This window comes from Exiguobacterium sp. s57, from assembly GCF_018617685.1.
Classification (GTDB): domain Bacteria; phylum Bacillota; class Bacilli; order Exiguobacteriales; family Exiguobacteriaceae; genus Exiguobacterium; species Exiguobacterium marinum.
The window spans coordinates 34,651-59,828 of sequence record NZ_JACSKR010000005.1 but is presented as its reverse complement, the minus strand read 5'-3'; the positions used below and the strand labels follow the sequence as shown (position 1 = coordinate 59,828).

Here is a 25,178-nt window from a genome sequence, read left to right as displayed (position 1 = left end):
ATATACTGTATAATCATTCGGAGTTTTGTTTATTGTACTTCCTGAAAGGATTGAAGGATAGACATTCTAAATAAGTTTATATTTTCGAATAATTTGCAAAATTCCATTGCATATTTATCTCATATGTAGTTTAATTACAACATATTCTAAATTATCAGAATTTTCGGGAGGTTGTATAATGCGTAACAAAAAATGGTTAGCGTTATCGGGGGTCGCATTATTGGCGACGGCTGCTTGTAGCACAGGAGATGACTCATCAAGTTCAGAAGGTTCATCTTCGAGCGATTCGAAAAAAGAAATCACAATGGTATCGGCGACGGACTTGCCGCAGCTCGATCCGACACTCACAACAGACTCGACATCGATCATCGTGACAAACAACGTGTTCGAAGGATTGTATCGTCTAGATGAGAACAACCAACCGACACCAGGGATTGCTGAAGATGTGGAAGTATCAGAGGATGGTCTTACATACACGTTCAAACTACGTGACGCTAACTGGTCAGACGGTTCTCCCATTACAGCTGAGGATTTTGTCTACTCTTGGAAGCGTGCACTCAACCCTGAAACAGGTGCCGAGTATGCGTATATTCTTCAAGACTTAAAAAATGCGAACAAAATTCTTGCAGGCGAAGCATCACTTGACGACCTCGGTGCGAAAGCAGTCGACGAGAAGACGCTTGAGGTGCAATTAGAAGCGCCAGCTCCGTATTTCTTAGGGTTGACCGGATTCCCTACGTATATGCCGCAAAAACAAGAGTTCGTCGAAGAGCAGGGCGAAAAATTCGCGATGGCAGTCGACCAAACGCTTTATAACGGTCCTTACGTCTTGAGTGAGTGGCAAGACAATGCCGGTTGGGTCTATAAGAAAAACCCAGAGTATTGGGATGCAGAAAATGTGAAGATGGATACCATCAACGTCAAGGTCGTAAAAGACGTGTCAACAGGTGTCAACTTGTTCGAGTCAGGCGAAGCGGACTACACGCTCCTTTCATCTGAGTTCGTTCCACAATTTGAGGATAGCGACGAATTCAAGACACGTGCTGATGCTCGAATCAACTTCCTTCGCTTCAATCAAAAAAATGAGTATCTCCAAAACGTCAACATTCGTGAAGCACTTGCGAAAGGGTTCGACAAGCAGAGTGTGACGGATGTTATCTTAACGGACGGTTCAGAACCAGCGAACTTTATCGTGGCGAAAGACTTCACGTTCACAGAAGACGGTGCTGACTTCCGGGAGAAACATCCAGATCTCCTCAGCTATAACGTGGATGAAGCAAAAACGGCTTGGGAGAAAGGATTACAGGAACTTGGAGTCGAAACGATTGAACTCGAATTCCTCTCACGTGATGAGGAAGCGTTCAAGAAAGTCAACGAATTCATCAAAGGTGAGCTCGAGAAAAACTTGCCTGGTTTGACACTCAATATTAAACAACAACCGTTTAAAAACTTCCTTGATCTCGAAGGAAAAGGCGAATATGATGTCTCTGCCGCTGGTTGGGGCCCTGATTATCAGGATCCGATGACATACCTCGACATGTGGGTCACAGATGGTCCATTTAACCGTATGGAGTACTCAAACGACGAGTATGATCAGTTAGTTCAATCAGCGAAAAAAGAAGCTGATCAGATGAAGCGTTGGGAATCAATGCAAGAAGCTGAACGCATCCTTCTCGAAGAAGACTATGCCATCGCTCCGATTTATCAAAAAGGTGAGGCATACTTAGAACGCTCAAACATCGAAAACATGTACCGCCACCCGTTCGGTGCCGATGCAAGTTTCAAATGGCTTGACGTCAAATAATGAGTGTAACCTCTCTGATTCCTACGTGGATTAGGGAGGTTTTTCTGTATTAAATATTTTTTGGAGTCGATGATAAGAACATCGTATTTTTTTGACATCCCCATTCCGGTTACTCGAAATACCATGGTTCTCTTTCCATCTGACCTCACTTCGACACCCATCTCTTTACATCATCACAGTTGTTTTTTGGTTCGTACACTGCTCGACAGTCTTATTCGCATGTTGAAGGTAACACAAAAAATGACTTCCATCGGTGAGATGGAAGTCATTTTCAAGCTATTATGCTTCACGCTTTGCGCGAAGTTCAGCAGGTACTTTCCCGCGTTTTGAAATCACTTGTGCGATTCCAACCAATACGATGAACGAAATCAGTGCAGCGAAGAAACCAATCCAGATTGACCCTGAAATCCCGAGCACTAAGTATCCGATTGCGGACACAGTCGCTGCGAGAATTGCATATGGCAATTGCGTCAACACGTGATCAATATGGTGTGATCCAGCGCCTGTTGAGCTGAGAATCGTTGTATCGGAGATTGGTGAGCAGTGGTCGCCGAACACCGCACCGGCCAACACAGCAGCAAGGGACGCAAGGAGAAGTTCTGGCTCAACCGCCATGATCAAGTCAGCTCCAATCGGAAGCATCAAACCAAACGTTCCCCAGCTCGTCCCTGTCGAGAACGCCATGAGACCGGCAATCAAGAAGAGAAGGAGCGGCAAGTAAGAAGCGGCAATCGTATCCGTCACGAAACTTGCCAAATATTCACCTGTCTGCATATCACTGATGACCGCAATGATTGTCCAAGCGAATAACAGAATAAGAACAGCTGGCCACATCGCGCGAACACCTTCTCGTACCGCCTTCCCATAGTCACGTCCAGGAATTTTACGTCCGACGAGAAGAAGAAGTGCGACAATTAAACTAATGACGACACCGGCTACGAGCGAACGTGTCACGTCTGTCGATTCGAATGCGCCAATCAACGAAAAGTCTTGCCCGTCTGCCGCGAGTGCTTGGCCTCCTGTGTACAGCATGGCTGATACCGTCGCAATGATGAGCGTGATAATCGGAACGATCAAATCACGTACTTTTCCACCTTCGTGCTCATGTAAGTCTTCACTCATTCCCATTGGTTTCCCTTTTGCGGAATCGTACAATTCGCCTTGGAGGGCACGAAGTTCATGCGTGCGCATCGGTCCGATTGCAAGTCCAGTAAATGCTACATAAGCTGTCAACAAAAGTGCAAAGATTGCATAGAAGTTCATTGGAATGATTTGAATGAACGCTGAAAAAGATGAGTAGCTGTCAATCGAGTATTTCGTTAAAATCCCCGCGATGATGGCGATGATATATGCGCCCCAACTCGAAAGTGGACTGATGACACAGACAGGTGCTGCCGTTGAGTCAATCGTATAGGCCAGTTTTGCACGTGAGATGTTTTTTCGATCCGTAAGTGGACGACTGATGTTACCAACCGCTAAGCTGTTGAAGTAGTCATCGATAAAGATCAAAATACCAAGTCCGAACGACACTAGACGTGCACCGCGCGCTGTCTTGACGTTCGCCGCAGCCCATTCACCGAATGCACGTGCCCCACCTGATGTCTGAATAATCGACGATAAAATACCGAGAAGGAGCAAGAACGCAATCAACAAGACGTTCCATTCATTGATTGCTCCGTCCGACCAAAATAGAGCAATGATGTTCGACCACAAGTATTGAATCGAGTCGAGCAGATTAAAATTGTGCAGTAGTAATATCCCTGCGATAATCCCGGCACCGAGCGACGGGATGACCTTTCTTGTTGTAATCGCCATAATAATTGCAAGTAATGCCGGTACGAGCGAGAGTACCGAAGTTGAATAATCTACCATTCTAAATTCCTCCTTTTTGATTAGGATGAGGCCCCCCTATGCTTAAAAAAACGCAAAGCGAGGGCATCGGCAACAAAGCCGACACCCTCGCTGGATGTTCCGTCTTTCTTAGCCGACTTGGAGCGCTCCATACGTATAATATGTATGGCAGTCCGACGGGTATTTCCCGTCAGCCCAGCACAACCACACAGACATGGTGTTGCACTTCGGCGATCCTGCCTTTTTGTAGTCCTCATCGTTGTCATCCTCCGACTACTTACTCATCAGCATCGCACCTCTACCTCATCGATAGCACGAATATTCATTTAAAGTTACGTCTAAATTATCACAGGTTGATGTCACATATCAATAGTTTTTTTCATCACGAATGATTCGTTTCAAGACCGCAAGCGCTTCTTGGTCATTTGACTCTACTGCTTTAAAGAAGTCGTTGAAGAAGTGATACAACACGAACCGGTCAGGATGAGACTTCGTCTGTTCCTTGATCGTAGAAAAAATCAGTCGTCGCAAACGACGTTTCGTTTGCGTTTCTTCCGGTAATTCTTCACATCGGTCCTTGAAAGCACGATATACAGAATTGATCAATTCCTCATGTTCATCATACGACCGATTATAGGCAACTTGTTCCATCTGTAATATCCCCCCTTTCAATGTTGACCCGATGAAACTTGACGTAACTATACCAACTTCCTGTCAGGCATTCAATCGTTATCGACCGTTCTTAACAAAAATCATACGTTAGACCGAGTCAAGACTTGATAAATGAGAAAGTGGTCACGTCGAACAACCCCATATCGGTCAATTTCAAATCAGGTATGACCGGTAAAGCGAGGAATGACATTGTCAAATACGGATTGAAATGGCGGTGTGCCCCAACAATATCGAGTGCATCATTCAACTGTTCCAAAATGTCCGCCACTTCTCGGTATGGACGTTTCGTCATGAGGCCTCCGATTTCAAGTGGAAGCACGGCGAGCACTTTCCCTTCCGATACAGCCACGACTCCACCACCTACTTTTTCAAGCGTTTGAGCTGCGAGCAACATATCTTCCGTGCTGACTCCAGCAATGACCAAGTTATGGCTGTCATGGGCTACAGTAGCCGCAAGCGCTCCTCGTTTTAACCCGAATCCCGTGACCGGGGCAAGCGCCATGTGCCCTGTTCCGTGATGGCGTTCAATCACAGCGAGCGTTGCGATATCTTGTGATAAATCCGCTCCTGAAGAATCCGGTTGGAACGAAAGGCGCTGTCGTTTCGTCAATAAGCTGTTCGGCAGCACTTGAATGACATCGACCGCTTCCTCACTTGGCTCGAGTCGGAATGAATCGACTGTCAGCTCAGGTAACGCAAGTTCACCTTTCATGGGTTTCGGCACTTCTATCCCTTCAGCATCAAATGTTGCATTCCCTTGTTCGGCGACGAGCGTACCGTTGACATAGACTTGTTCAATTTTTACCGATTCGACGTCTGACAAGATAACGAAGTTTGCTTTCTTACCAGGTGCGATCGCCCCGACCTCTTTCAATCCATAGGCCTCTGCAGCATGCAGACTTGCGATCGCATAAGCCGTTTCCGCCTTGACGCCTTGCTTGATGGCGGTACGGATGTTGTAGTCGATCCCACCTTCCGCGACCAAGTCATCTAAGTGCTTATCGTCCGTACAGAAAAGGAAGCGATGGGCGTTGCTTTCTGTCACGGCTAGACTGACCTTTTCCACGTTTCGAGCAACTGAGCCCTCACGAATCTGAACGTAAAAGCCGCGCCGTACCCGTTCCGTCGCCTCTTCAGCAGTTGTACATTCATGGTCTGTCATGATTCCAGCAGAGCGATAGACGTTCAATTGGTCAGGATTTAGACCTGAAGCATGTCCGTCGACCACTTTACCCGCTTGCTCCGTCTGCGCAATCTTTTGAAGCATGTCTTCACTTCCCGCTTCAACCGATGGATAGTCCATGACTTCACCTAAGCCATGCACCCCTGGGTCCCCTAAAAATGGAGCCAAGTCTTCAGCATACAGTTTTGCACCCGCATGTTCAAACGGTGTCGCCGGTACACAGCTCGGTAGCATCATCCGGACATCGAGTGGAAGACCTTTCGCATCTGCTAACATATATTCAATTCCGAGCGCTCCGTTCACGTTCGCAATTTCGTGCGGGTCGGCAATCACTGTCGTGACGCCTAGTGGCAAGACGGCTTTTGCAAACTCATGTGGCGGGACCATCGATGACTCGATATGGACGTGTGAGTCGATAAAGGATGGTGCGAGTGTCCATGCCGGGTCGTGGTATTCGACTTCTCCCTCATATCCGTCCCCAATTGCTACGATATACCCTGCATCGATGGCGACGTCTGTACGAATCGTTTCACGACTGTACACGTCAATCACAGCGACGTCTTTAAAGACGACGGCCGCTTTCTTTTTCTTTGCGGCGATGTCAATCAAATGTTGTTTCTCCATCTCTCGTTCTCCTTATTCCACGTATTTTAACTATCTTACCAAGAATATTCTTTTCGTTGCAATTTCTTTTTCAAGTTGTGCGACAATGATAACATATTTATCTGAAAGGGGTTACAAAGATGCAATATAAATTAGAAAAACTGATACCTCAAGTCGATCCGACGGCTTATGTTGCACCGGGAGCACATGTGATTGGTGACGTGACGATTGGGGCTCACTCGGGAGTCTGGTTCAATACCGTCATTCGAGGAGACGAAGGGCCTATTCAAATTGGTTCTTACGTCAACATCCAGGATGGTTCGATGATCCATCAATATGAAGGCTCACCGACTATCATCCATGACCGTGTCTCAATCGGTCATATGGCGATGATTCACGGTTGTGAGATCGAAGAAAATTGCCTAATCGGTATGCATGCCACCGTACTCGACGGAGCGAAGGTCGGAAAAGGATCGTTCGTTGCAGCCGGTGCGCTCGTCACGCCGAACATGCAAATTCCTGAAGGGGTGATGGTGATGGGTGTTCCCGCAAAAGTCGTCCGTCCGTTGAACGATGAAGACCGTTTTGTTATGGAAAGAACGGTAAAGAAGTATGCGAAACGCGCTGAACAATATAAACTGTCGTGTATCCCACTATGTGAGACACCTAATTCATGAAAGCGTTTACAAGATTCATAAAATGTTAACGTTTCTCTCGAATTTTCTACATAGTTCCTTTGTATACTGAAGTTGTAGCCAAGCTGACGTATTGAAAGGAGCCCACTCTATGTATCCGAACCATGATCAACTCATGCTAGACCTGTACGCCTCATCCATCGATCCGAGTTATGGCCTTCATATCGATGATTCTTTCGATGACACTCTTCACGGTGCGCATCGTGAGGTTTGGGAACGTATGCATTTGGATAATAGTAGAGAAGAAGATTCTAAAAACGGAGGAACGACTGGATGATTCCAACACCTGTGATTCAAGATTGGCTCGCAACTAAATTGAAGCGATAAATGACCAATATATAGATCAAGCGAGCGAAGGGCCATCCCCTCGCTCGCTTTTTTATTCGAACATGATGAGATGTGAGTCAATCGGTTGTCGCGCTTTTGGTGAAGGGATATCCTCGACATCATATTTACCGATTTGAAGTAAACCGATAAAGGTTTCCCCTTCCGCTCCAATCATCTCTTTCAACCGTGCATCGTCAAATAGTCCACCTGTCCGCCACACCATCCCGATTTCACGTTCACTAAACAAGAGTTGGATATTTTGAATAAACGTCGCCGTCGCGAGCAACGCATCACGATTCCCTCTGTCCGTCTCAAATCGCTTTGCCGTCACATACATACAGGTTGCCGCATTTAAAATACGCCCGGTCACCTTTTCACGTTGCCCTTCTGACGCCTCCGAGAAGGCTGGTTCGAGCGCATCGAGTAATACCTGTTTCCCGTCCCCGTTGAACACATACACGTTCCATGGTTCGACTTTATTGTGAAATGGTGCATGATGTGCCGATTGCAACACTTCATAGAGCACTTTCGTATCAATGGGTTCTTCTCTGAACATACGGACCGTACGTCTTTCTTCAATTAACTTTTGTGCTACTGTCCTTGTCATGACCGTCACTTCCCCCTTTTTTTCTCTTCTCTATCATAATTGAAAAACGTTCTCGTTTCAAAATCAAAAAAGACTACAGATTGCTCTGCAGTCTTACGTCGATTGTCCAATGACTTCACATGCCACCAAGTCTTCAAACGTTTGGCGACGGACGACGAGGCGATGTGTCCCGTCCTTCACGAAGACAACAGCGGGACGAAGCATCTGGTTATAGTTGCTCGCCATCGAGAAGTTATACGCCCCCGTTGCCTTGACGAGTAGCAAATCACCCGGCGTGACAGAAGGAATCAACGAGCGGTTCGAGATGATATCTCCCGATTCGCAGCACGCTCCGACAATTTTTGCCTCGAGCGTCTTCTCTTCATTCATTCGTGTCGCTGCCACGACTTCGTACTCCGCGTCATACAATGCCGGACGGATATTATCCGTCATCCCGCCATCGACGGACACAAATGTACGAACACCGCTCACTTCTTTGACGGTCCCCACTTCATAAAGCGTGGCACCTGCATTGGCGACGAGCCAACGCCCTGGCTCAATTCCGACTTTCGGAAGTGGGAGCTCGCGAGCGCTCACTTCTTCAACCAATGTCTCCATGACTTGCTCCATCGTCCGGGCAAAATCGAGATATTCGTCTTCATCCAAGTAAGCGACGCCGAATCCCCCACCGATGTTCAAGACGTCCGTCGTATACCCGGTTTCCTGACGAATGTTATCCATGAACCGGACCATCGTCTTCACCGTGTTGGTAAAGAGAGTCGGATCTTGAATTTGAGAGCCGACGTGACAATGGATTCCCTTCAACTGTAAATGCTCGGCTTCTAACGTCGCACGAACAGCGTCCAAATACGTGTCGTCATGCGTCGGGAAACCAAATTTTGTATCAACCCCCCCCGTTTGAATCGCCGCATGGGCACCTCCAACGACTTGAGGCACGATGCGGAGAAGCACATCGACTTCACGATTATATTCAGCCGCAAGTCCTGACAAGAGGCTAATTTCACGCATATTGTCGATGGTAAAGTGTGTAATCCCTTGTTCGAGCGCGTATGTGATGTCAAGAATCGTCTTGTTCGACCCGTGGACGTGAATGCGCTCCGCCGGTACACCGGCATGCAGTGCCACGTACATCTCACCCCTTGAGACGACGTCGATGCTCATTCCTGCCGCCATTATTTTTTCATAAACGGCCGCAATCGATAACGCTTTTGACGCGTATAACGCATACGTGTTCGGATACTTGTCTAAAAACGTATCCTGAACAATCCCGAGGCGACGCTCTAGTTCTCCTTCACTCATGATGTATAAAGGTGTCCCGTACGTCGCTTGAAGTTCACGGACGGACACACCTTCGATCAAACATTCTGATTGATTGGTGGTGTACATACAATTCCTCCTTCAAAGCGATGTGGAATGCGCCACGAACGGGCACAGAGCTGTTCTGAGTTGTTGGCGTAGCCAATACGTGTCACATCATCGATTTTTGTTTCTATACCGTACAACGTGACCTGGTCGCCGATGTGCACATCCTCGCCGACTTTGATGAAGCTATGGCTCATAAAAATGTTACTGACGAACGGATAAGCTTTCCCGTCAATGTGAACGGGTAAATGACGTCTCGCCCGCATCAACCCATCCCCGTACCCGACCGGAAGAACGGCGATTCGTTCCTTCGTTTCGGCCGTGTATCCCGTCCCATATCCGACATGAGCCCCCGCTTCAATGTCATGGACCGCGACCACTTCCGTCTCCCAGTGAAAAGCAGGAACTAACCATTCGACCGGCTCGACCGAAGAATAGCCGTATAAGAAGATCCCGACACGCACATGTGTGCAATGATGCAGACGTGAATCATCTTGAAGCGTGGCCGCACTATTTGCCGCATGAATCAATTCAAACGTATGACGTTCCATCAAACGCGTCGACCAGTCGGCAAAACGTTCGACTTGCACACTATGCTCGACTTCCGCGTTATCTGCATCCGCAAGCGGGAAATGTGTACATAATCCGACAAGGTCCAGCCCTTCATTTTGACAGAAGGCGACGATTTGTAGCGCTTCTTCAAACGTTTTGGCACCGAATCGATTCATGCCGACATCAAGTTTTAGATGTAGGCGAACACCATCGAGATGCTCCCGCTGTGAGACGAGCCATTCATACGACCCGATAGCAACATCAAAGTCATGGGCATGCACGTGTTGCCACGTATATACCGGGTTCATGACGAGGACACGAGCCTTTTCCGCATGCGTTCGTACTTCAATCGCTTCTTCGAGCGTGGTCACCATGAAATGACGGACCCCTTCATCGTACAAAGTCGTCACAACTGGCTCCATTCCTAGGTTATAGGCATTGTTTTTCACGACCGCAAACACAGGGCGTCCTAGCGTTTCAATCCGACGTTTGTTTTTGCGAATGGCACTCAAGTCAATTGTGACTCCCATACTGTAAAACCCCTTTACTCTTTCACTGCTGATTTAACGAACGTGATCCAGTCGCGGTGTTCTGGAAGTTGTCCTGTCACGGCCTCACGATAGCGTGACAACATTTCTGTCGCGACCGTCTGGACGCCGCTACCGATCGAGATATGGTCGACTTCGATGACGCTCGTCACCTCGGCCGCTGTTCCTGTCAAGAAAATCTCATCGACCACGTACAGTTCGTCGCGTCCGATATGGCGCTCCACGACTTCATAACCTGCTTCTCGCGCAAGTTGCATGACCGTTTGGCGTGTGATGCCATCTAATACAGAACAGTCGAGTGATGGTGTCGTGATCGTCTTCCCTTTGACGAGGAAGATGTTCGCGACACTCGCCTCACTGACGTTCCCATTCATATCGAGGGCGATCGCTTCATCAAATCCATCACGAAGCGCCTCTCCTTTTAATAGTTGTGAGTTCATATAGTTTGATGCCGCCTTCGCTTGCATCGGCATCATTGTAGAAGACACGCGGCGATACGAGGCCACTTTTGCCCGAATCCCGACTGTCTTGCTGAAATATTCGCCGAGCGGCCAACACGAGATGGCAACATGTACCTTCGTCTCCGTCGTCGGCATAAGTGCTTGCCATGGTGTTCCAAGGAAGACGAACGGACGGATGTAACATGCTTCAAATCCGTTTCGTTCAATCAATTCCATCGTCGCTTGTTCGAGCTCATCCACCGTATACGGTAGTGTGACGTGGTAGTATGCACACGAGCGAACGAGTCGCTCCAAGTGCTCACGCAATCGGAAGATGGCGGGGCCTTCCTCCGTATGGTAGGCACGAATCCCTTCAAAGAACCCACTTCCGTAGTGAATCGCGTGTGTCATGATACTCGTGTTTGCGTCAGTCGGCTCAATCCAAGCCCCGTCTTTCCACATCCATTGTCCATACTGTTCCATAATAAAACTCTCCCATTCCTCGTTGTTTATATTTTCTGTCTATTATACGTTAGAGAGAGCGTAAGTCATCAACAAGTTGCGTTTTTTCAGAAGTTTTTTCATCTTTCTGTTTGATGATTCGTGCTGGTGTTCCCGCAACGACGACACCTGGAGGGACGTCTTGTGTGACGACACTGCCTGCCGCGACAACCGCATTTTCACCAACACGAACCCCTTCCAAGATGACCGCGTTCGCTCCGACCATGACGCCATCTTCGATGATGACCGGATCTTTTGAAGGTGGCTCAAGGACACCAGCGACCACGGCACCCGCGCCAAGGTGAACGTTTTTCCCGAGCGTTCCGCGTGCCCCGATGACAGCATTCATGTCGACCATCGAACCATCTCCAATGACAGCTCCAATGTTGACGACAGCTCCCATCATGACGACCGCGTTGTTCCCGATTTGGACGTGGTCTCGGATGAACGAACCTGGTTCGATTCGCGCATTGATCTGTGTCGTATCGAGCATCGGTACGGCACTGTTGCGACGGTCGTATTCAAGATGTGAATCCGTGATGACCGACGCATTGGCTTCTAAGAACGTGGCCGCGCGTTCTGCCGTCGTCAAGAACAGTTTCGATTCATCTGTTCCAAATGCTTTTGCTTCCTCGATTTCAAGCCCCGCCAATTGACCGTTGACGTAAAGCTTTACTGGTGTTTCCTTTTTAGCATCTTTAATATATTGTGCGATTTCATAAGCGTTTGTGAGTAACATGAGTAGCCTCCTCGTATAAGTTCGATAGATTATATAGTCCTGCCGGGCGATCGATGATCGTTGCCGCAGCGGCAAGGGCTCCGTTTGCAAAGACGCGTTTGGATAACGCGGTATGTTTCAATTCAATCATTTCATCATCTCCGGCGAAGAGCACAGCATGCTCACCGAAAATCGTGCCACCACGGATGGAATGCATGCCCAACTCCTCAGTTCCACGCGCTTCACGCCGTGACGTTCGCTCGTAAATCGGTGTCACCTCACGCTTCGCTTCGATGGCACGGGCCAGTAATTCTGCCGTACCGCTCGGGGCATCGACTTTTTTCCGGTGGTGTGCCTCGATCACTTCGATGTCATAACCGAGCGTAAGAGGGACGAGTTGGTCGAGTAACTGTTTCAAGAGTGCAATCCCGTAAGACGTGTTATACGACTGAAAGATTGGGATGTCTTGTGAAGCCGTCTCGATGTCGGCCAATTCTTCCTGTGTGAAGCCGGTCGTCGCGATGACGAGCGGAATATTGCGTGCCCGCCCGAACGTGAGCAAGTCAGGGAGAAGTGCCGGATTCGAAAAATCGATCACGACATCGACCGGGGCGTCCACCTCGTTCAGTGATGCAACATGTTCGCCACTTCCCGGTGAGACGATTGCCGAGACGTTTACACCTTGCGCATGAGCGACTTCTTCGACAATCCGCCCCATCGCACCAAATCCGTGGATGAGAACATTCATTGTCTCACCTCATTGAATTGTTCCATTGCTGACAGCAACTTCGCTTCAGCCGTCGCGCTCATCGGGACGAGCGGTAGGCGTGGATCACCAAATGCGAACCCTCTCGCTTGAAGAGCCGCCTTCACCGGAATCGGATTCACTTCTGCGAACAGCTCATCGATGACAGGGAGCAAGCGAAGTTGCCATGCGCGGGCCGTCTCTAGATCACCTGCCAAGAGAGTTTCAGCTAGTGCGACCGTCGCACCTGGGTAAACGTTTGATAAAACCGAAACGACCCCTTGTGCTCCCCAAGCCATATATGGCAAAATTTGATCGTCATTTCCACAGTAAACGGTGAATCCTTCTGGAATGTGAGCCATCATCTGCGCCATGACCGAGATATCCCCGCTCGCTTCTTTTAAGGCCGTGATGCGTGGATGTTCTGCGAGTTCTCCGACCGTTTCAGGCGCCAACGCGACGCCAGTCCGTGACGGAACGTTATAGAGCATGAGCGGAATGGGTGACGCATCCGCGATCGCGGTGAAATGTGCAATCAGCCCAGCCTGTGTCGACTTGTTGTAGTACGGTGTGACGACCATCGCCATCTCCGCTCCAAGTTCTGCTGCCCGTTTTGTTTTTTCGATACTGACAGCTGTATTGTTTGACCCGGTTCCTGCGATAATCAACGCTCGACCGTTCGCGACCTCGACCGCTCGAACGAGCAACGTCTCAAACTCTGCGTCTGTGAGCGTCATCCCTTCGCCGGTCGTCCCGCCGATGACAAGACCACTCACACCTTCCTGAATTTGCTCTTCAATCAATGCTACCCATGCCTCTAGATTCAACTGCCCATTTTCTTGAAATGGGGTCGCGAGCGCTGTTGCCACTCCTGTGAACATGTCATCTCCTCCTTATTTCGTCGCTGTTTGACCAATCATACATTGTGCGATTTGAACGGCATTCGCCGCCGCCCCTTTTCGAACGTTATCCGCGACGCACCACAGATGGAAGGTATTCGACTGCGAGTCGTCTCGGCGAATTCGTCCGACATACACCTCATCCGTCCCATTCGCATCAAGTGGTGTCGGATAGGCCAGTTCGGATGGATTGTCCATTAACACGACACCAGGCGCATCGGCGAGGACGGCTTTTACTTCTGCGACTGTCGCATCCCGCTCGAGCGACACCGTGATCGAGACCGCGTGACTATTTCGTACCGGCACCCGGACACAAGTGGCCGTCACACCGAGGTTCGGCGCGTTCAAAATTTTGCGCGTCTCCTCAATCATTTTTTGTTCTTCTTTCGTGTAACCATTCTCTAAGAACACATCGATGTGCGGCAAGACGTTATCATAAATCGGATACGGATAATTCGTCGGCGCCTCTCCACGCGCACCGTGTTCGAGGTCATCGATTCCTTTTTGACCCGATCCCGATACCGCTTGATAGGATGTGTACGCAACCCGTGTCAGTCCGTATACTTCCGATAGAGGCGCGAGCGCGACGACCGATTGAATCGTTGAACAATTCGGATTTGCAATGAGCGTCTTCTCCGGACTGAGTTCGACCCGATTCACTTCCGGTACGATGAGTGGAATTCCTTCTTGCATTCGAAATGCGCTTGAGTTGTCGATGACGATGACCCCTTGCTCACTCAATCGCGGGGCATATTGCTCACTGATGCTCCCACCAGCAGAGAAGAGTGCGATATCGATCGGATCTGCATAAATCGCATCGGTCAATTCGCGAATCACGACCGGTTGCCCGTTCACTTCGACCGTTTTCCCTGCTGAACGGGCTGAAGCATAGAGTCTCAGTTCGCTGATTGGAAATTCATATTCTGTTAAGACGTCAATCATTTTTTGTCCGACGGCACCTGTTGCACCGACGACCGCTACATTATACATCGTGCTACCCCCTTATAAGTTGAATCGGGCCGCAATGGCTGCGACTGCCGCTTCAACGTCTTGATCTTGAATCGTATAGGAAATACTGATTTCAGATGTCGTGACTTGATAGAATGGAATCCCCATCTCGCGGAATGTCGCAAAGAGCTCTGATGCGACGCCTGTCGCGTCTCGCATACCGATTCCGACGACAGAAATTTTTGCATGTTCCGTGTGACGATCGATTTTGATTTGCGACAAGGTCGCCGTCAACTCTGCGAGTGCCTCTTCTAAAAACGCTTCCTCATCTAGCGGACATGTGAATGATAGGAACACTTCCCCGTCAAACGCTGTCTGCGAAATCATATCGATATTGACATGACGTTCTGACAATCGTTCAAAGATGTCCGCGACCCCGGCTGCTGTATGGGGGATATGTTTGATTGAGACACTGAGTACGTTCTTAACGACACTCACACTCGTGACCGCTTTCTGTTCCATTGCTTGCGTCGTATCCATGATCCATGTTCCTCCTTCGCTCGACAGCGTCTTTCCGACAAAAATATTGACATCATATTTTTTTGCGAGCTCGACGCTTCGCATTTCCATCACTTTGGAGCCGAGTGCACTCATCTCCATCATCTCGTCGTATGAAACGGTGTCTAGACGTTTCGCCGCCGGGTGAATCCGTGGGTCTGTCGTATATACACCAGCCACGTCCGTATATATTTCACAGCGTTGACTGAGTACGGCTGCGAGTGCGACTGCCGTCGTGTCCGAACCGCCGCGTCCGAGCGTCGTGACGTCACCCGCTTCATTCACGCCTTGGAATCCAGCGACGATCAAGACATCGTATTGACGCAACTTCTCGTGCAACACTTCTTTTCGAATCGCTTTGATTTTGCTCTTCGTATGAATACCCATCGTATCGATCCCGGCTTGTTGCCCGGTGAGAGAGATGGCCGGCACGCCCCTCGAGTTCAAGGCGATACTGAGTAAACTGATTGTCTGTTCTTCACCGACGGCGAGTAGACGGTCGAGTTCTCGAATCATCGGACGGTCGGTGATTTGTTTGGCGAGTGACAGGAGTGAGTCCGTCGTCTTGCCCATCGCCGACACGACGACGACCAACTTCTCTCCGGTCGCCACACGTGTCTGTAAATAATCTGAAATGGCTTGTATTTGTTCGATTGTGGCAACAGAGCTGCCACCAAATTTCAGTACGGTTGTCATCAAGTTCCCCACTTTCAAGATGTGCACCAACAGAAAAAGCGGCAGACCGGTAGGAAGCACTCTCCCTACGGTCTGCCGCTTGTACGCGCAGTTGAAAAACGATTAAAGAATCGTTCCGTAGATAGCGCTCCATGGTAGTTGACCATGGCAGTGTAGGCGTTGTTCACGACTACCCCAGCCTTCGTTCACACGCACGTGAACGTCGACTTCGGCGAATTTCCCCTTTCGGCCCGGTCCGGAATGCGTCCGTTTCAACCAAGCTTACTCATGTCATTCGCAACCTCTATCTGTCAGTTGTTAGTATTAGTTATAACAAAACGAAATCTTCTTGCCAACCTTTTTTTAGAAAAATGGGATATTTCAAAAAAAGAGTTACCACGTTTTCTTCATCATACGATGCGGAATATCCGCATCCAAAAACTCGTCTCCGAATGCCTCGTACCCGAGTTTTTCATAAAACGGAAGCGCCGTCAGTTGTGCGCCTAATCGTAATTCACCCAACCCTCGATGTTTTGCCACACGTTCGACTTCGTTCATGACATCTTTCCCATATCCATGTCCCCGTGCCGACTGGATTGTCGCCACCCGTTCTACTTTTCCGATGTTCGAATCGATGGGACGAAGGCGTGCCGTCGTCACAGGCTCCGAGTCAAGGAGACCGACCACATGTGTACACACATCGTCTAAGTCGTCATATTCTAAACTCGCATCAATTCCTTGTTCCTGAATGAATACAACTTCTCTCACTTGTCTCGCCTGTTGAATCAAATGAGCTTCTTGCCCACTTTGAATCGTCAACATGAAAGCACCCCTTCCTGCAATCGTTTCACGATTTCTTCCATCCCTCGCTCCAGCTCAGACACGGATGTGAATCGTGCTTGTGCCTGCTTATGGTTTCCGCCGCCACGACCAATCTGCATCTCTTGAAGGGCGGTTTTCAAGAATTTACCGACGGCGATATCATGCGTCCCATCATGCATGACAAACAATTTCTGCGTGCCATAGTTGGCTCCAACCGCAATTCGTCCCGTCGCGGCAATCCGTTCGATGATGGCGGTCGTCAACGTTTCAGCTTCGGTCCGCCCCACATGTAACGCTACATAGTTATCTTCTTTCAACACTGCCTCTACTTTCGCTTTCGCAATCCGTTCTTCTAGCGTCTTAATCTCTTTTTCACGTTCTAGACGAATCGTATGTTCTTCAATCACACGCTCTGCCACGGATTCATTCGTTGTCGAGAATGTATGGTGAATCGAACGTAACGCTTCTCGCGCTTGTTGGATTGCCTCGATCGCCCGATTTCCGGCCACATACGTCAAGCGAATATTCCCTCTGACTTTCTTCATTGCCGTCACGTGAATCGTACCGAGTTGTCCGGTTGTCCCCACGTGGGTGCCGCCGCATGCATTGTAGTCAATCCCTTCGATTTCTACGATGCGAATCATCCCCATGCGATCGGTCGCCTTCCGTAAACGCGTTCGATCCACTTCTTCCTCCGGTATCTCATACACATGAATCGGACGGTTCTCGTAGACCAGTTGTTGCAACTCATGCTCAAGTGCGTTAATTTGTGACCAGTCCATCGTTGTCGTTTCAATCTCAATGGACGAGTCGGCTGACCCGATTCCAAAGCTGAGCGTGCGAATGCCGTGACGGTCCTCTAAGATTGCCGTTAAAAGATGTTGAGCAGTATGTTGAATCGAATGATCACGTCTCACATCTTCATCGATTCGAGCCTCTACCGTTGTACCAATCGGTAAGGACTCGTGCAAGAGGTGCCGAACCTCGCCTTCAATGAGTTGTATATCTAATACTTCATGTGATCCAATCCATCCCCGATCGGCTGGCTGTCCACCGCCTTCTGCATAAAACGGACTGTTCTCAAGTGTATGCCAATAACCTGATTGATCCATTTTGACCGCAGTTACGACTGTTTCCAATGTGTGTTGATTCATCTTCCCCTCCACCTTTTCTCTTTAAAAAATCTGTTCAGACAACTAGTTTAATTTCGTCTATAATGAAACATACACCTTCTCAGTCAGGAGCGAAATGATATGTTAGAAATTGATAAACAATCTCCGTTACCTATTTATTATCAAATTGAAGCGTACTTAAAGCAACAAATTGATGACGGATTGTTAAAACCAGGAGACACCCTGCCTTCAGAGCGTGAATTTTCCGAGCAATTTCATGTCAGTCGAATGACAATTCGTCAAGCGATTATGAATCTCGTCAACGCCGGTTATTTGAGCCGTCAAAAAGGACGGGGCACCTTTGTCGCGAGTCAAAAGATTGCGATGACATTATCCGGACTGACGAGTTTTTCTGAAGAAATCAAACATCGAGGCATGCGCCCGCTCAGTCGTCTCTTATCGTACGAGGTCATTCCGGCAACGGATCTCATCGCCCAGCAACTGAGCATCCCAAATCAGACACCTGTTTATGAAATGAAGCGGCTACGACTCGCAGATGACAATCCGCTTGCGCTCGAAACAGCCTATATCCCAGTCCATTTATTGCCGGATCTGACGCAAGATGACGCCACGGGCTCTATTTATGCGTACGCCGAACAACGTGGACTACGTCTGAAGAATGCCACGCAGACACTCGAAGCTCGAAGCGCCGGTCCTGAAGAAGCCAAGCTCCTCACTATCTCTCCGAACGCTCCGGTACTGTTGATTGACCAGCGAACGTATCTCGATGATGGCGGCATGTTTGAATATAGTCGTTCCCTTTTCCGTGGAGACTCGTACTCTTTGACCGTCGCCATGGATCGCATATAAAAAAAGTTTGCCCGAAGGCAAACTTTTTTCATTGAGCTTCGTACGTTACCCCGTTCGGGTCTAACGTGTAAGACTCAAGTTCTGTATCTGACATCGGCTCGACACGGTTACCCGCATCCGCTTGTTGCACGCGATAACGCACTTCTTCAAGAAGCGGCTCATTCAAGAAATAGTAGAAGTGACCGTCATCTGCTCGGGCACCTTCACCTGTCAGTTGATATTGTACCGTATCGTGCAGTGCCCCGACATCTTCAATCAAACGCATATAGTCATTTGGTCCAAGCGTTGTCTGCATATTGTCCCCAACGGCTTTCAGGACCTTATCATAGTTGTTAAGGAGTGAAGTGCCGAGTGATTGTTCGAGCACGGCATTGATTACTTCCATTTGACGTTGTCCACGCCCAATGTCTCCACGGGGATCGTCATATCGGTTTCGGACATAGGCAAGTGCCTCTTCGCCAGAAAGCTGTTGAAGTCCCTGTTCGATTTGGACCGTTTCACGTGATGCATCATAGCTGTTTTGTTGTGAAGAGAACGGGACATCAATTTCAACGCCACCTACGGCATCAATGAAATCGACAAACCCTTGGAAGTTTAACGAAACGACATGATCGATTTCTACGCCGACCAAATCTTCAATCGTATTCGTCGCCATCCGCATCCCATTATTTGGATTCGTTTCATCCATCGAACCAAAGTAATAGGCGTGTGTAATCTTATCTTGGTCAAGTCCCGTCTTTCCATAAGGGATGTTGTAGCCCGTGTAGTCGATATTGACATACGAATCGCGCGGAACGCTGAGCATCGTCGTCTGTTTTTCTTTCTTGTTCAAGATAACAACAATCATAACGTCCGAGCGTCCGAATTCTCCACGTGCTTTCTTTTGTGGCGAAAGGTCTGTCCCTAAAATCAAGAACGACTCCGTATCTTCTTTGTCAAAACGAGTCGGTTCGACTGTCGGGTCGTCCTCTAGCGTGACTTGGGTGCCGGACAACATATTGTGAGCTTTATAAAACGCTGTACCGTAAATGCTAGATCCAGCAATAATCGCAATCAGCACAAGGGCACTAAATATCTTATAAAACGCAGACGGACCTTTTCGCTGTCTACGAGTATGTGTTCTAGAATTCATCGCGGTCTCCTTCGAGTCAAAATAATGAGCTTCACTCATTATAGAGGAAAGTGTCAAATTTGTCGAAAACGTTTTGATGACAAATTCATTTCTTTACACTTTCCCACAGTTGAACACAGAAAAACCCGCGGAGATGATTCCGCAGGTTCGTTAATCCCGAATGGTGAAAAATCGTGTTGCTGCTTCTCGTCCACGGGCTTGAAGAGCATCTGCGCAGCGCGATGCCGCCGCTTCGTCGAGTACGACTGTCACACCTGGATGCGCTTGAAGGATTGTGGCCGGCCAGTCGACTGTCGGAACACTTTCAATCATGTGCTGTACCGCTTCCGCCTTCCGCTCACCTATAGCCACAAGGACGATTTCACGGGCATTCATAATCGTGTCGAGTCCCATCGTGATCGCATGAGTCGGTACGTCTTCAAGGCGGTCAAAAAAGCGACGATTGGCTTCACGGGTCGATTCCGTGAGCTCGGTCACGTGTGTCTTGGCATCGAGTGCCGTCCCCGGTTCATTGAATGCGATGTGTCCATTCTCGCCAATCCCGAGAAGTTGTAAGTCGACACCGAGCGTTCGGACGAGCCCTTCATAGCGCGCCGCCTCCGCTTCTGGGTCCGACGCATCACCTTTTGGAAGATGACTTTGTTTGAATGGCACTTCATCAAAGAGGCGATCTTTCATAAAGCGATTGTAGCTTTGAGGATGTTCGGGTGATAGTCCGATATATTCATCCAAATTGACGCTCGTCACGTGGCTACAATCGAGCGCGTCCTGCTTAAACATCTGATACATCCCGACTGGTGTGCTACCCGTTGCGAGACCGAGTACGAAGTCATGTTTCCCTGAAATCCGTTCTTTAATTAGCGTGTAGGCGATTCTTTCCGCATCGTTCGCCGTCTTTGCGACTAGTACGTTCATCCTTGTTCCTCCCGTTCATATACGATCTTACCTTTGACAAAAGTCATCTGAACATGTGTCGCGCGATTCCATACGACTAGGTCTGCATCAAACCCCGATTTGATGTCCCCTTTTGTCGTCAATCCAAATTCCTTAGCTGCATTCGTCGCGGTCATTTTGACCGCCTCTTCCACTGTACATCCCGTATATGCCTGAATGTTTCGGAATGCAGCATCCATCGTCAACACACTGCCCGCAAGATTCCCGGCTTGAAGTCGCGCAGCCCCATCCTCGACTTTGACCGGTTGACCGCCGAGTTCATACTGTCCGTCCGGAAGTCCCTTCGCTCGCATCGCATCCGTGATGACGACGAGTTCATCTGGTCCTTTTAAACGGAACGCAAAGTCAACCATCTCTGGACGGCTGTGAATGCCGTCCGGAATAATTTCCGCGATGACACCTTTCTCTAATAGACAATATCCGACCGTACCTGGTTCGCGGTGATGCAATCCACGCATTTGGTTATACAGGTGTGTGCCGTGTTTGATGCCCGCCTGTTTGTTCTCTTCAAATGTCGCGCTCGTATGACCGGCTGAACCGATTGTACTTGATTCGCGAAGTGCCGCTTCAAATGCACGGGCACCCGGCCGTTCCGGTGCATACGTGACAAGGCGAATATGCCCACCCGCAAGCTCTTGCCACTTCCGAAACTGCTCGGCATCCGGATCGATAATATATTCCGCCGGTTGTGCCCCAGCCATTTCCACATTGACGAAAGGACCTTCCAAGTGAATCCCGATGAGTGTCGTATCCTGCGCTTCAATTACGTTTCGGACTGCCGTCAATGCATGCTCAATCGCCTCTTTTGATTGTGTGATTGTCGTCGCGAAAAAAGAAGTGACACCTTCTTGTAGCATGTGTTCACTCAATCGACGAAGTCGTGATTCATCCGCGTCCATCGTATCGACTTCATACCCCCCGTGGATATGAACATCGATCAAACCTGGTGTCACGAGCGCCCCCGCGACATCAATCACGTGCTCATCCTGTTGTTCGAACTGTTCCATCGATCCAACCTCATCAATCGTTTGACCATTCCATCTGATATATCCACGTTCCCATGTTTGCTCCGCTGACACGATACGAGCATTGATCAATGTCGCCATCGGTTCACCACTCCTTTTTGTTTTCCTCCATGTTATCATAACTAATAAAAGTATAGTTGTATAGACCAATTTATAATAAAAAAAGATTGTTCACAATTGCGAACAACCTTTGCATCATTACGTCGATTCGAGCGTCCCGTAGCGTCGAACAATCCATACGAGTCGGAGAAATAATAAGACCGCTCCGGCTGCGAGCCCGGCAATCAAGCCAATCCAATACCCATCCGGACCAAACCCAGCATGTTCCGTCAAGACATAACCAAGAGGTAAGCCGATGACCCAATAGGCAACGAGCGAGAGAAGCAACGTGATATTGACGTCCTTGAATCCTCGTAAAATCCCTTGAATCGGTGCCGCGACTGCATCTGATAACTGGAAGAACACGGCGAAAATCATGAAGTGGGCAGCGAGGTCCACGACCGTCGGATCATTCGTATAAATGGCTGCGACCCGCTCGTTTTGCCAAAACAACAAGGCACCAGAGAAGATGGAGACACCTAGACAAAGCGAAATTCCGATTTTCGCATATCGAACGGCGTCCTGTAATCGTTTCGCACCGAGTTCGTATCCGACGACAATCGTCAACGCGCTCGATGCCGACAACGGGAGCATGTACACGAACGAAGCGAAGTTAATGGCGGCTTGGTGTGCCGCGACGATTTGGTCACCGTATGAGCTGAGCAATAGCGTGACTGCTGCAAAGATGCTGACCTCGGCGAAGATTGCTAGCCCGATTGGTGTCCCGAGTTGCAATAACTCTTTTTGTCTGAGCCAGACGATACGCTCAGTCGTCCGTAAAAACTTGTATTCTCGGAACGGCTTCCCGTTTCTCACGAAGAACAAGGCCATGAAAAAGAGCAACCAGTAGGTGATGCTCGAGGCAATTCCCGCTCCGACGCCGCCATATGCCGGAACACCAAGTTTCCCGAAAATGAAGATGTAATTTAATCCGACATTAATGGGTAACCCTAATAGTATGAGGATCATTGAAACTCTCGTCTTGCCGAGCGCATCCATGAGCGTGCGAAGCACGTTGAACAGAAACATCGGCAAGACACCGAAACCAAGAGCAAGTAAGTATTGGGTTGCAATCCGCTTCCCTTCCGTACTGAGCCCCATTCCCTCGATTGCAATTGGCACGAGGAACGAGCCTAATGTCAACGTGATGACACTTAGTATGACGGCTAGATAGATGCCTTGGAACAGCGTCCGTTGAATCTGTTGTCGGTCCCGTGCACCAAGTGCTTGCGATACGATTGGCGCCACGGCCAATAGGATGCCACTGAGTCCGGTGTAGACCGGCATCCAAAGACTTGAACCAACACCGACACCTGCCAAGTCGACCGCTCCGGCACGTCCAGACATGACGGTATCAAAAAAGCTAATCAAATAAAAAGACACTTGCGTGACTAAGATTGGAAAGAAAATCGTAAAGAACAGTTTTGTTTTTTCGTTTAATGAATGTGTTTGGTACATGGACAACCCTCATCTCTTTTCAGAAAGGAAATAATATCATGAATCAACGGCATGCAGAAAAATTAAAATTTGAGCTGTTAGAAACGTGGAATACGTTTAATCATTACGTGACCGAGGCCCTCACTTTCACCAATTCGGAGGACATTCATCGCGCCCGCGTTCATTTACGAAAGCTGATCACGTTCATGCAAATCTATGAGACAAAACCTGCGACGTTCCGGCAACTCAAACAGTTGATGGAAGTACTCGGACATGTACGAGACCTCGATGTACTGATTGAAAACTTTGAGTCACAGAATGAACTCGATGCATTGTTTCTTCAAGTGGTCGAGAAGCAACGCGCCATCGAACGAACCATTCTCTCGACACGCGTCAGTGAAAAAATGACGCCTTCGCTCGATCAACAAATTCGCCGTTTCATCGGTGGGCTGTTATTTCGTGCGTTTAAAAAAATGAACGCCTCTCCAATGTTAGAAAAGGCGAAAGAAGAACGTAACCAACGAATCCATATTTATCATGAGCAACCGGACAGAAATGAACAAGTTGAAGCACTCCATAAAGTTCGTTTAGCCGTCAAGCGTGAACGTTATTTACATGAGTATTTGTTGAACTATGAAACAGATGCCTCCATGGATACCGTCCGCACGTTAAAGAGGATGCAAACTGAGCTCGGTGAGATGAACGACCATGACCAACTGTTAAAGCGTTGGCGGACTTTCAAGCCACCTGAAGATTTGCAGTCTGTGTATGATGCAAAAATCGAAACGTTACAAGAAGAGTTAGACACGTCAGTGGAACATTTATCGATTTAGCGCGAGGTATACCGTTCAATCAATAGTTCTAACAGTTTCATACCTGCGATTGAATTCCCTTTCGAATCAAGCGCCGGACCAAAGATTCCAAACCCGACATTACTCAAATCCAGTTCATGGTTACCGACTGCTAAAATCGCACCCGAGACTCCGCTCTTACCGGGAAGACCGACTCGAACAGCGAACTCGCCCGATGCATCATACATGCCACATGTTGTCATAATCGCTTTGACAATTCGAACGACCCGACGTGGAATTAATTCTTCGCCCGTATTCGGGTCTTCTCCGTTCCCCGCAAAGACACGTCCGATTCGTGCCAAGTCAAAGCAGTCAATCTCGATGGCACATTGTTTCGTATAGACATCAATAATCTCATCTACCTCACCATCTACAATTCCATGGTGGCGCATGAAATAAAGGAGTGCACGATTCAAATCGGTCGTCTCGTATTCAGAGCGGGCGACTTTTTCATCGTACGTAATATCCTCTACCGGTCGATTTAACAGCCTCCCTAAAAATTGACGGAACTGATAAATTTTCAGGTCAGCCGTTTCCCCTAAAATCATACTCGTCACCGCTAGCGCCCCTGCATTAATCATTGGGTTCAACGGTTTAGACGGAACTGTCTCCTCGAGCTTGGCAATCGAATTAAATGCATCTCCCGTCGGCTCCATCCCGACTTTCGAAAACACATAGTCTTCTCCAAATTCCATTAAAACATAACAGAGTGTCAATGCTTTCGAGACACTTTGAATCGTAAACTTGTGATGAACGTCCCCCGCATGAATATACGTCCCGTCCGGCAAACAAATCGCCACCCCTAGTAAATCGTTTTTCACATGCGCCAGTTCAGGGATGTAGTCAGCTACTTTCCCTTGAGCCGTGTACGGACGACATTCATCGATCAAGTGGTTCAACTGTTGTTCGAGTACATTCATTCAATCACCTCATGTTCCATCAAATTTCAACCGGGTCATCTTATCACATTACCCATCAGGCGGTCCATCTTCTTTATACCAGTCTTCGTCCGCCCAAATCATCGGTGGGTCTTCCTCGTCGCCCGTCAGCTTTTCACCATGTCGATTCATCATCACAATAAAGCCAGCCACACTTATCACCACAAAAGCCGAAATGACTATAAAGGAAACCATTTCATCGTCCCCTTTCGAACTCGTGACAAATTTGTCTAGAACTCCGTGACACTTA

General features: G+C 48.6%; 25 protein-coding genes and 2 riboswitches. Of the genes, 5 read left to right on the top strand and 20 right to left on the bottom strand.

The window, feature by feature from the left end:
* Positions 1-178 precede the first annotated feature (178 nt).
* Positions 179-1,804: a peptide ABC transporter substrate-binding protein gene (locus KNO98_RS12005; RefSeq protein WP_214701042.1), complete on the top strand. Its 1,626-nt coding sequence runs from the start codon at positions 179-181 to the stop codon at positions 1,802-1,804.
* Between the two features lie 279 nt (positions 1,805-2,083).
* Here KNO98_RS12005 and KNO98_RS12000 read toward each other — a convergent pair whose 3' ends face one another.
* The 3 genes from KNO98_RS12000 to ade all read right to left on the bottom strand — a co-directional run bounded on the left by KNO98_RS12000 (position 2,084) and on the right by ade (position 6,134).
* A complete protein-coding gene (locus KNO98_RS12000; protein WP_026826844.1) occupies positions 2,084-3,676 on the bottom strand; it encodes a Na+/H+ antiporter NhaC family protein in 1,593 nt (530 codons plus the stop codon).
* 112 nt (positions 3,677-3,788) lie between these two features.
* Positions 3,789-3,964, bottom strand: a riboswitch (Lysine riboswitch).
* 57 nt (positions 3,965-4,021) lie between these two features.
* Positions 4,022-4,306 carry a hypothetical protein gene (locus KNO98_RS11995; RefSeq protein WP_026826845.1) on the bottom strand — a complete coding sequence of 95 codons (285 nt, stop codon included), beginning with the start codon at positions 4,304-4,306 and terminating at the stop codon, positions 4,022-4,024.
* Positions 4,307-4,424: 118 nt separating this feature from the next.
* Positions 4,425-6,134, bottom strand: a complete 1,710-nt coding sequence (gene ade, locus KNO98_RS11990) for an adenine deaminase (RefSeq protein ID WP_214701040.1) — start codon at positions 6,132-6,134, stop codon at positions 4,425-4,427.
* 119 nt (positions 6,135-6,253) lie between these two features.
* Between ade and KNO98_RS11985 the strand changes: the two genes are divergently transcribed.
* Together KNO98_RS11985 and KNO98_RS11980 are read left to right on the top strand one after the other, a co-directional pair.
* Positions 6,254-6,790, top strand: coding sequence for a gamma carbonic anhydrase family protein (locus KNO98_RS11985; protein ID WP_214701039.1), 537 nt, complete (start codon positions 6,254-6,256; stop codon positions 6,788-6,790).
* A gap of 109 nt (positions 6,791-6,899) precedes the next feature.
* Positions 6,900-7,085: a hypothetical protein gene (locus KNO98_RS11980; RefSeq protein ID WP_214701038.1), complete on the top strand. Its 186-nt coding sequence runs from the start codon at positions 6,900-6,902 to the stop codon at positions 7,083-7,085.
* 102 nt (positions 7,086-7,187) lie between these two features.
* Here KNO98_RS11980 and KNO98_RS11975 read toward each other — a convergent pair whose 3' ends face one another.
* From KNO98_RS11975 to KNO98_RS11920, 11 genes are all read right to left on the bottom strand, one after another.
* A complete protein-coding gene (locus KNO98_RS11975) occupies positions 7,188-7,742 on the bottom strand; it encodes a nitroreductase family protein (RefSeq protein WP_214701037.1) in 555 nt (184 codons plus the stop codon).
* A 93-nt stretch (positions 7,743-7,835) separates the two neighbouring features.
* Positions 7,836-9,128: a diaminopimelate decarboxylase gene (gene lysA / locus KNO98_RS11970; RefSeq protein ID WP_214701036.1), complete on the bottom strand. Its 1,293-nt coding sequence runs from the start codon at positions 9,126-9,128 to the stop codon at positions 7,836-7,838.
* Positions 9,098-10,186 (bottom strand): alanine racemase, encoded by a 1,089-nt coding sequence (alr, locus tag KNO98_RS11965; protein ID WP_214701035.1) that lies wholly within the window; start codon positions 10,184-10,186, stop codon positions 9,098-9,100. Before alr ends, lysA begins: the two co-directional genes overlap by 31 nt.
* A gap of 14 nt (positions 10,187-10,200) precedes the next feature.
* Positions 10,201-11,127, bottom strand: coding sequence for a branched-chain amino acid transaminase (locus KNO98_RS11960; protein ID WP_026826852.1), 927 nt, complete (start codon positions 11,125-11,127; stop codon positions 10,201-10,203).
* A 49-nt stretch (positions 11,128-11,176) separates the two neighbouring features.
* Positions 11,177-11,884 carry a 2,3,4,5-tetrahydropyridine-2,6-dicarboxylate N-acetyltransferase gene (dapD, locus tag KNO98_RS11955; protein WP_214701033.1) on the bottom strand — a complete coding sequence of 236 codons (708 nt, stop codon included), beginning with the start codon at positions 11,882-11,884 and terminating at the stop codon, positions 11,177-11,179.
* Positions 11,862-12,611 (bottom strand): 4-hydroxy-tetrahydrodipicolinate reductase, encoded by a 750-nt coding sequence (gene dapB, locus KNO98_RS11950; RefSeq protein WP_214701032.1) that lies wholly within the window; start codon positions 12,609-12,611, stop codon positions 11,862-11,864. The genes dapD and dapB overlap by 23 nt, the downstream gene beginning before the upstream one ends.
* On the bottom strand, positions 12,608-13,489 hold the full coding sequence (gene dapA, locus KNO98_RS11945; protein ID WP_214701031.1) for a 4-hydroxy-tetrahydrodipicolinate synthase: 882 nt from the start codon (positions 13,487-13,489) through the stop codon (positions 12,608-12,610). Before dapA ends, dapB begins: the two co-directional genes overlap by 4 nt.
* 12 nt (positions 13,490-13,501) lie before the next feature.
* A complete protein-coding gene (locus KNO98_RS11940; protein ID WP_214701030.1) occupies positions 13,502-14,497 on the bottom strand; it encodes an aspartate-semialdehyde dehydrogenase in 996 nt (331 codons plus the stop codon).
* Between the two features lie 12 nt (positions 14,498-14,509).
* The gene (locus KNO98_RS11935) at positions 14,510-15,709 is read right to left on the bottom strand and encodes an aspartate kinase (RefSeq protein WP_034771246.1); all 1,200 of its coding nucleotides are present in this window, start codon (positions 15,707-15,709) and stop codon (positions 14,510-14,512) included.
* A gap of 114 nt (positions 15,710-15,823) precedes the next feature.
* Positions 15,824-16,003: riboswitch (Lysine riboswitch) on the bottom strand.
* Between the two features lie 78 nt (positions 16,004-16,081).
* Positions 16,082-16,510: a GNAT family N-acetyltransferase gene (locus KNO98_RS11925; RefSeq protein WP_214701028.1), complete on the bottom strand. Its 429-nt coding sequence runs from the start codon at positions 16,508-16,510 to the stop codon at positions 16,082-16,084.
* Positions 16,504-17,664, bottom strand: a complete 1,161-nt coding sequence (locus KNO98_RS11920) for an alanyl-tRNA editing protein (protein WP_214701027.1) — start codon at positions 17,662-17,664, stop codon at positions 16,504-16,506. The genes KNO98_RS11925 and KNO98_RS11920 overlap by 7 nt, the downstream gene beginning before the upstream one ends.
* 99 nt (positions 17,665-17,763) lie before the next feature.
* Between KNO98_RS11920 and KNO98_RS11915 the strand changes: the two genes are divergently transcribed.
* Complete coding sequence (locus KNO98_RS11915) at positions 17,764-18,492, top strand: GntR family transcriptional regulator (protein WP_026826860.1); 729 nt, start codon at positions 17,764-17,766, stop codon at positions 18,490-18,492.
* Between the two features lie 28 nt (positions 18,493-18,520).
* On the opposite strand, the gene KNO98_RS11910 is transcribed toward KNO98_RS11915, so the two are convergent.
* From KNO98_RS11910 to KNO98_RS11895, 4 genes are all read right to left on the bottom strand, one after another.
* A complete protein-coding gene (locus KNO98_RS11910; protein ID WP_026826861.1) occupies positions 18,521-19,624 on the bottom strand; it encodes an LCP family protein in 1,104 nt (367 codons plus the stop codon).
* Between the two features lie 150 nt (positions 19,625-19,774).
* Positions 19,775-20,539, bottom strand: a complete 765-nt coding sequence (gene nagB / locus KNO98_RS11905) for a glucosamine-6-phosphate deaminase (RefSeq protein ID WP_026826862.1) — start codon at positions 20,537-20,539, stop codon at positions 19,775-19,777.
* On the bottom strand, positions 20,536-21,684 hold the full coding sequence (gene nagA, locus KNO98_RS11900) for an N-acetylglucosamine-6-phosphate deacetylase (protein ID WP_026826863.1): 1,149 nt from the start codon (positions 21,682-21,684) through the stop codon (positions 20,536-20,538). The genes nagB and nagA overlap by 4 nt, the downstream gene beginning before the upstream one ends.
* 117 nt (positions 21,685-21,801) lie before the next feature.
* On the bottom strand, positions 21,802-23,160 hold the full coding sequence (locus KNO98_RS11895; RefSeq protein WP_026826864.1) for an MATE family efflux transporter: 1,359 nt from the start codon (positions 23,158-23,160) through the stop codon (positions 21,802-21,804).
* Positions 23,161-23,198: 38 nt separating this feature from the next.
* On the opposite strand from KNO98_RS11895, the gene KNO98_RS11890 reads away from it, so the two are divergent.
* The gene (locus KNO98_RS11890) at positions 23,199-23,972 is read left to right on the top strand and encodes a CHAD domain-containing protein (RefSeq protein ID WP_214701026.1); all 774 of its coding nucleotides are present in this window, start codon (positions 23,199-23,201) and stop codon (positions 23,970-23,972) included.
* Here KNO98_RS11890 and glsA read toward each other — a convergent pair.
* Positions 23,969-24,910: a glutaminase A gene (gene glsA, locus KNO98_RS11885; RefSeq protein ID WP_026826866.1), complete on the bottom strand. Its 942-nt coding sequence runs from the start codon at positions 24,908-24,910 to the stop codon at positions 23,969-23,971. The two genes, KNO98_RS11890 and glsA, sit on opposite strands and share 4 nt — an antisense overlap.
* A gap of 48 nt (positions 24,911-24,958) precedes the next feature.
* Complete coding sequence (locus KNO98_RS14785) at positions 24,959-25,081, bottom strand: hypothetical protein (RefSeq protein WP_256442723.1); 123 nt, start codon at positions 25,079-25,081, stop codon at positions 24,959-24,961.
* Between the last annotated feature and the right edge of the window lie 97 nt (positions 25,082-25,178).

Coding starts and splice junctions, on each gene's coding strand:
- KNO98_RS12005 (WP_214701042.1), top strand. CDS start 179: ATGCGTAACAAAAAATGGTTAGCGTTATCGGGGGTCGCATTATTGGCG.
- KNO98_RS12000 (WP_026826844.1), bottom strand. CDS start 3,676: ATGGTAGATTATTCAACTTCGGTACTCTCGCTCGTACCGGCATTACTT.
- KNO98_RS11995 (WP_026826845.1), bottom strand. CDS start 4,306: ATGGAACAAGTTGCCTATAATCGGTCGTATGATGAACATGAGGAATTG.
- ade (WP_214701040.1), bottom strand. CDS start 6,134: ATGGAGAAACAACATTTGATTGACATCGCCGCAAAGAAAAAGAAAGCG.
- KNO98_RS11985 (WP_214701039.1), top strand. CDS start 6,254: ATGCAATATAAATTAGAAAAACTGATACCTCAAGTCGATCCGACGGCT.
- KNO98_RS11980 (WP_214701038.1), top strand. CDS start 6,900: ATGTATCCGAACCATGATCAACTCATGCTAGACCTGTACGCCTCATCC.
- KNO98_RS11975 (WP_214701037.1), bottom strand. CDS start 7,742: ATGACAAGGACAGTAGCACAAAAGTTAATTGAAGAAAGACGTACGGTC.
- lysA (WP_214701036.1), bottom strand. CDS start 9,128: ATGTACACCACCAATCAATCAGAATGTTTGATCGAAGGTGTGTCCGTC.
- alr (WP_214701035.1), bottom strand. CDS start 10,186: ATGGGAGTCACAATTGACTTGAGTGCCATTCGCAAAAACAAACGTCGG.
- KNO98_RS11960 (WP_026826852.1), bottom strand. CDS start 11,127: ATGGAACAGTATGGACAATGGATGTGGAAAGACGGGGCTTGGATTGAG.
- dapD (WP_214701033.1), bottom strand. CDS start 11,884: ATGTTACTCACAAACGCTTATGAAATCGCACAATATATTAAAGATGCT.
- dapB (WP_214701032.1), bottom strand. CDS start 12,611: ATGAATGTTCTCATCCACGGATTTGGTGCGATGGGGCGGATTGTCGAA.
- dapA (WP_214701031.1), bottom strand. CDS start 13,489: ATGTTCACAGGAGTGGCAACAGCGCTCGCGACCCCATTTCAAGAAAAT.
- KNO98_RS11940 (WP_214701030.1), bottom strand. CDS start 14,497: ATGTATAATGTAGCGGTCGTCGGTGCAACAGGTGCCGTCGGACAAAAA.
- KNO98_RS11935 (WP_034771246.1), bottom strand. CDS start 15,709: ATGACAACCGTACTGAAATTTGGTGGCAGCTCTGTTGCCACAATCGAA.
- KNO98_RS11925 (WP_214701028.1), bottom strand. CDS start 16,510: ATGTTGACGATTCAAAGTGGGCAAGAAGCTCATTTGATTCAACAGGCG.
- KNO98_RS11920 (WP_214701027.1), bottom strand. CDS start 17,664: ATGAATCAACACACATTGGAAACAGTCGTAACTGCGGTCAAAATGGAT.
- KNO98_RS11915 (WP_026826860.1), top strand. CDS start 17,764: ATGTTAGAAATTGATAAACAATCTCCGTTACCTATTTATTATCAAATT.
- KNO98_RS11910 (WP_026826861.1), bottom strand. CDS start 19,624: ATGAATTCTAGAACACATACTCGTAGACAGCGAAAAGGTCCGTCTGCG.
- nagB (WP_026826862.1), bottom strand. CDS start 20,539: ATGAACGTACTAGTCGCAAAGACGGCGAACGATGCGGAAAGAATCGCC.
- nagA (WP_026826863.1), bottom strand. CDS start 21,684: ATGGCGACATTGATCAATGCTCGTATCGTGTCAGCGGAGCAAACATGG.
- KNO98_RS11895 (WP_026826864.1), bottom strand. CDS start 23,160: ATGTACCAAACACATTCATTAAACGAAAAAACAAAACTGTTCTTTACG.
- KNO98_RS11890 (WP_214701026.1), top strand. CDS start 23,199: ATGAATCAACGGCATGCAGAAAAATTAAAATTTGAGCTGTTAGAAACG.
- glsA (WP_026826866.1), bottom strand. CDS start 24,910: ATGAATGTACTCGAACAACAGTTGAACCACTTGATCGATGAATGTCGT.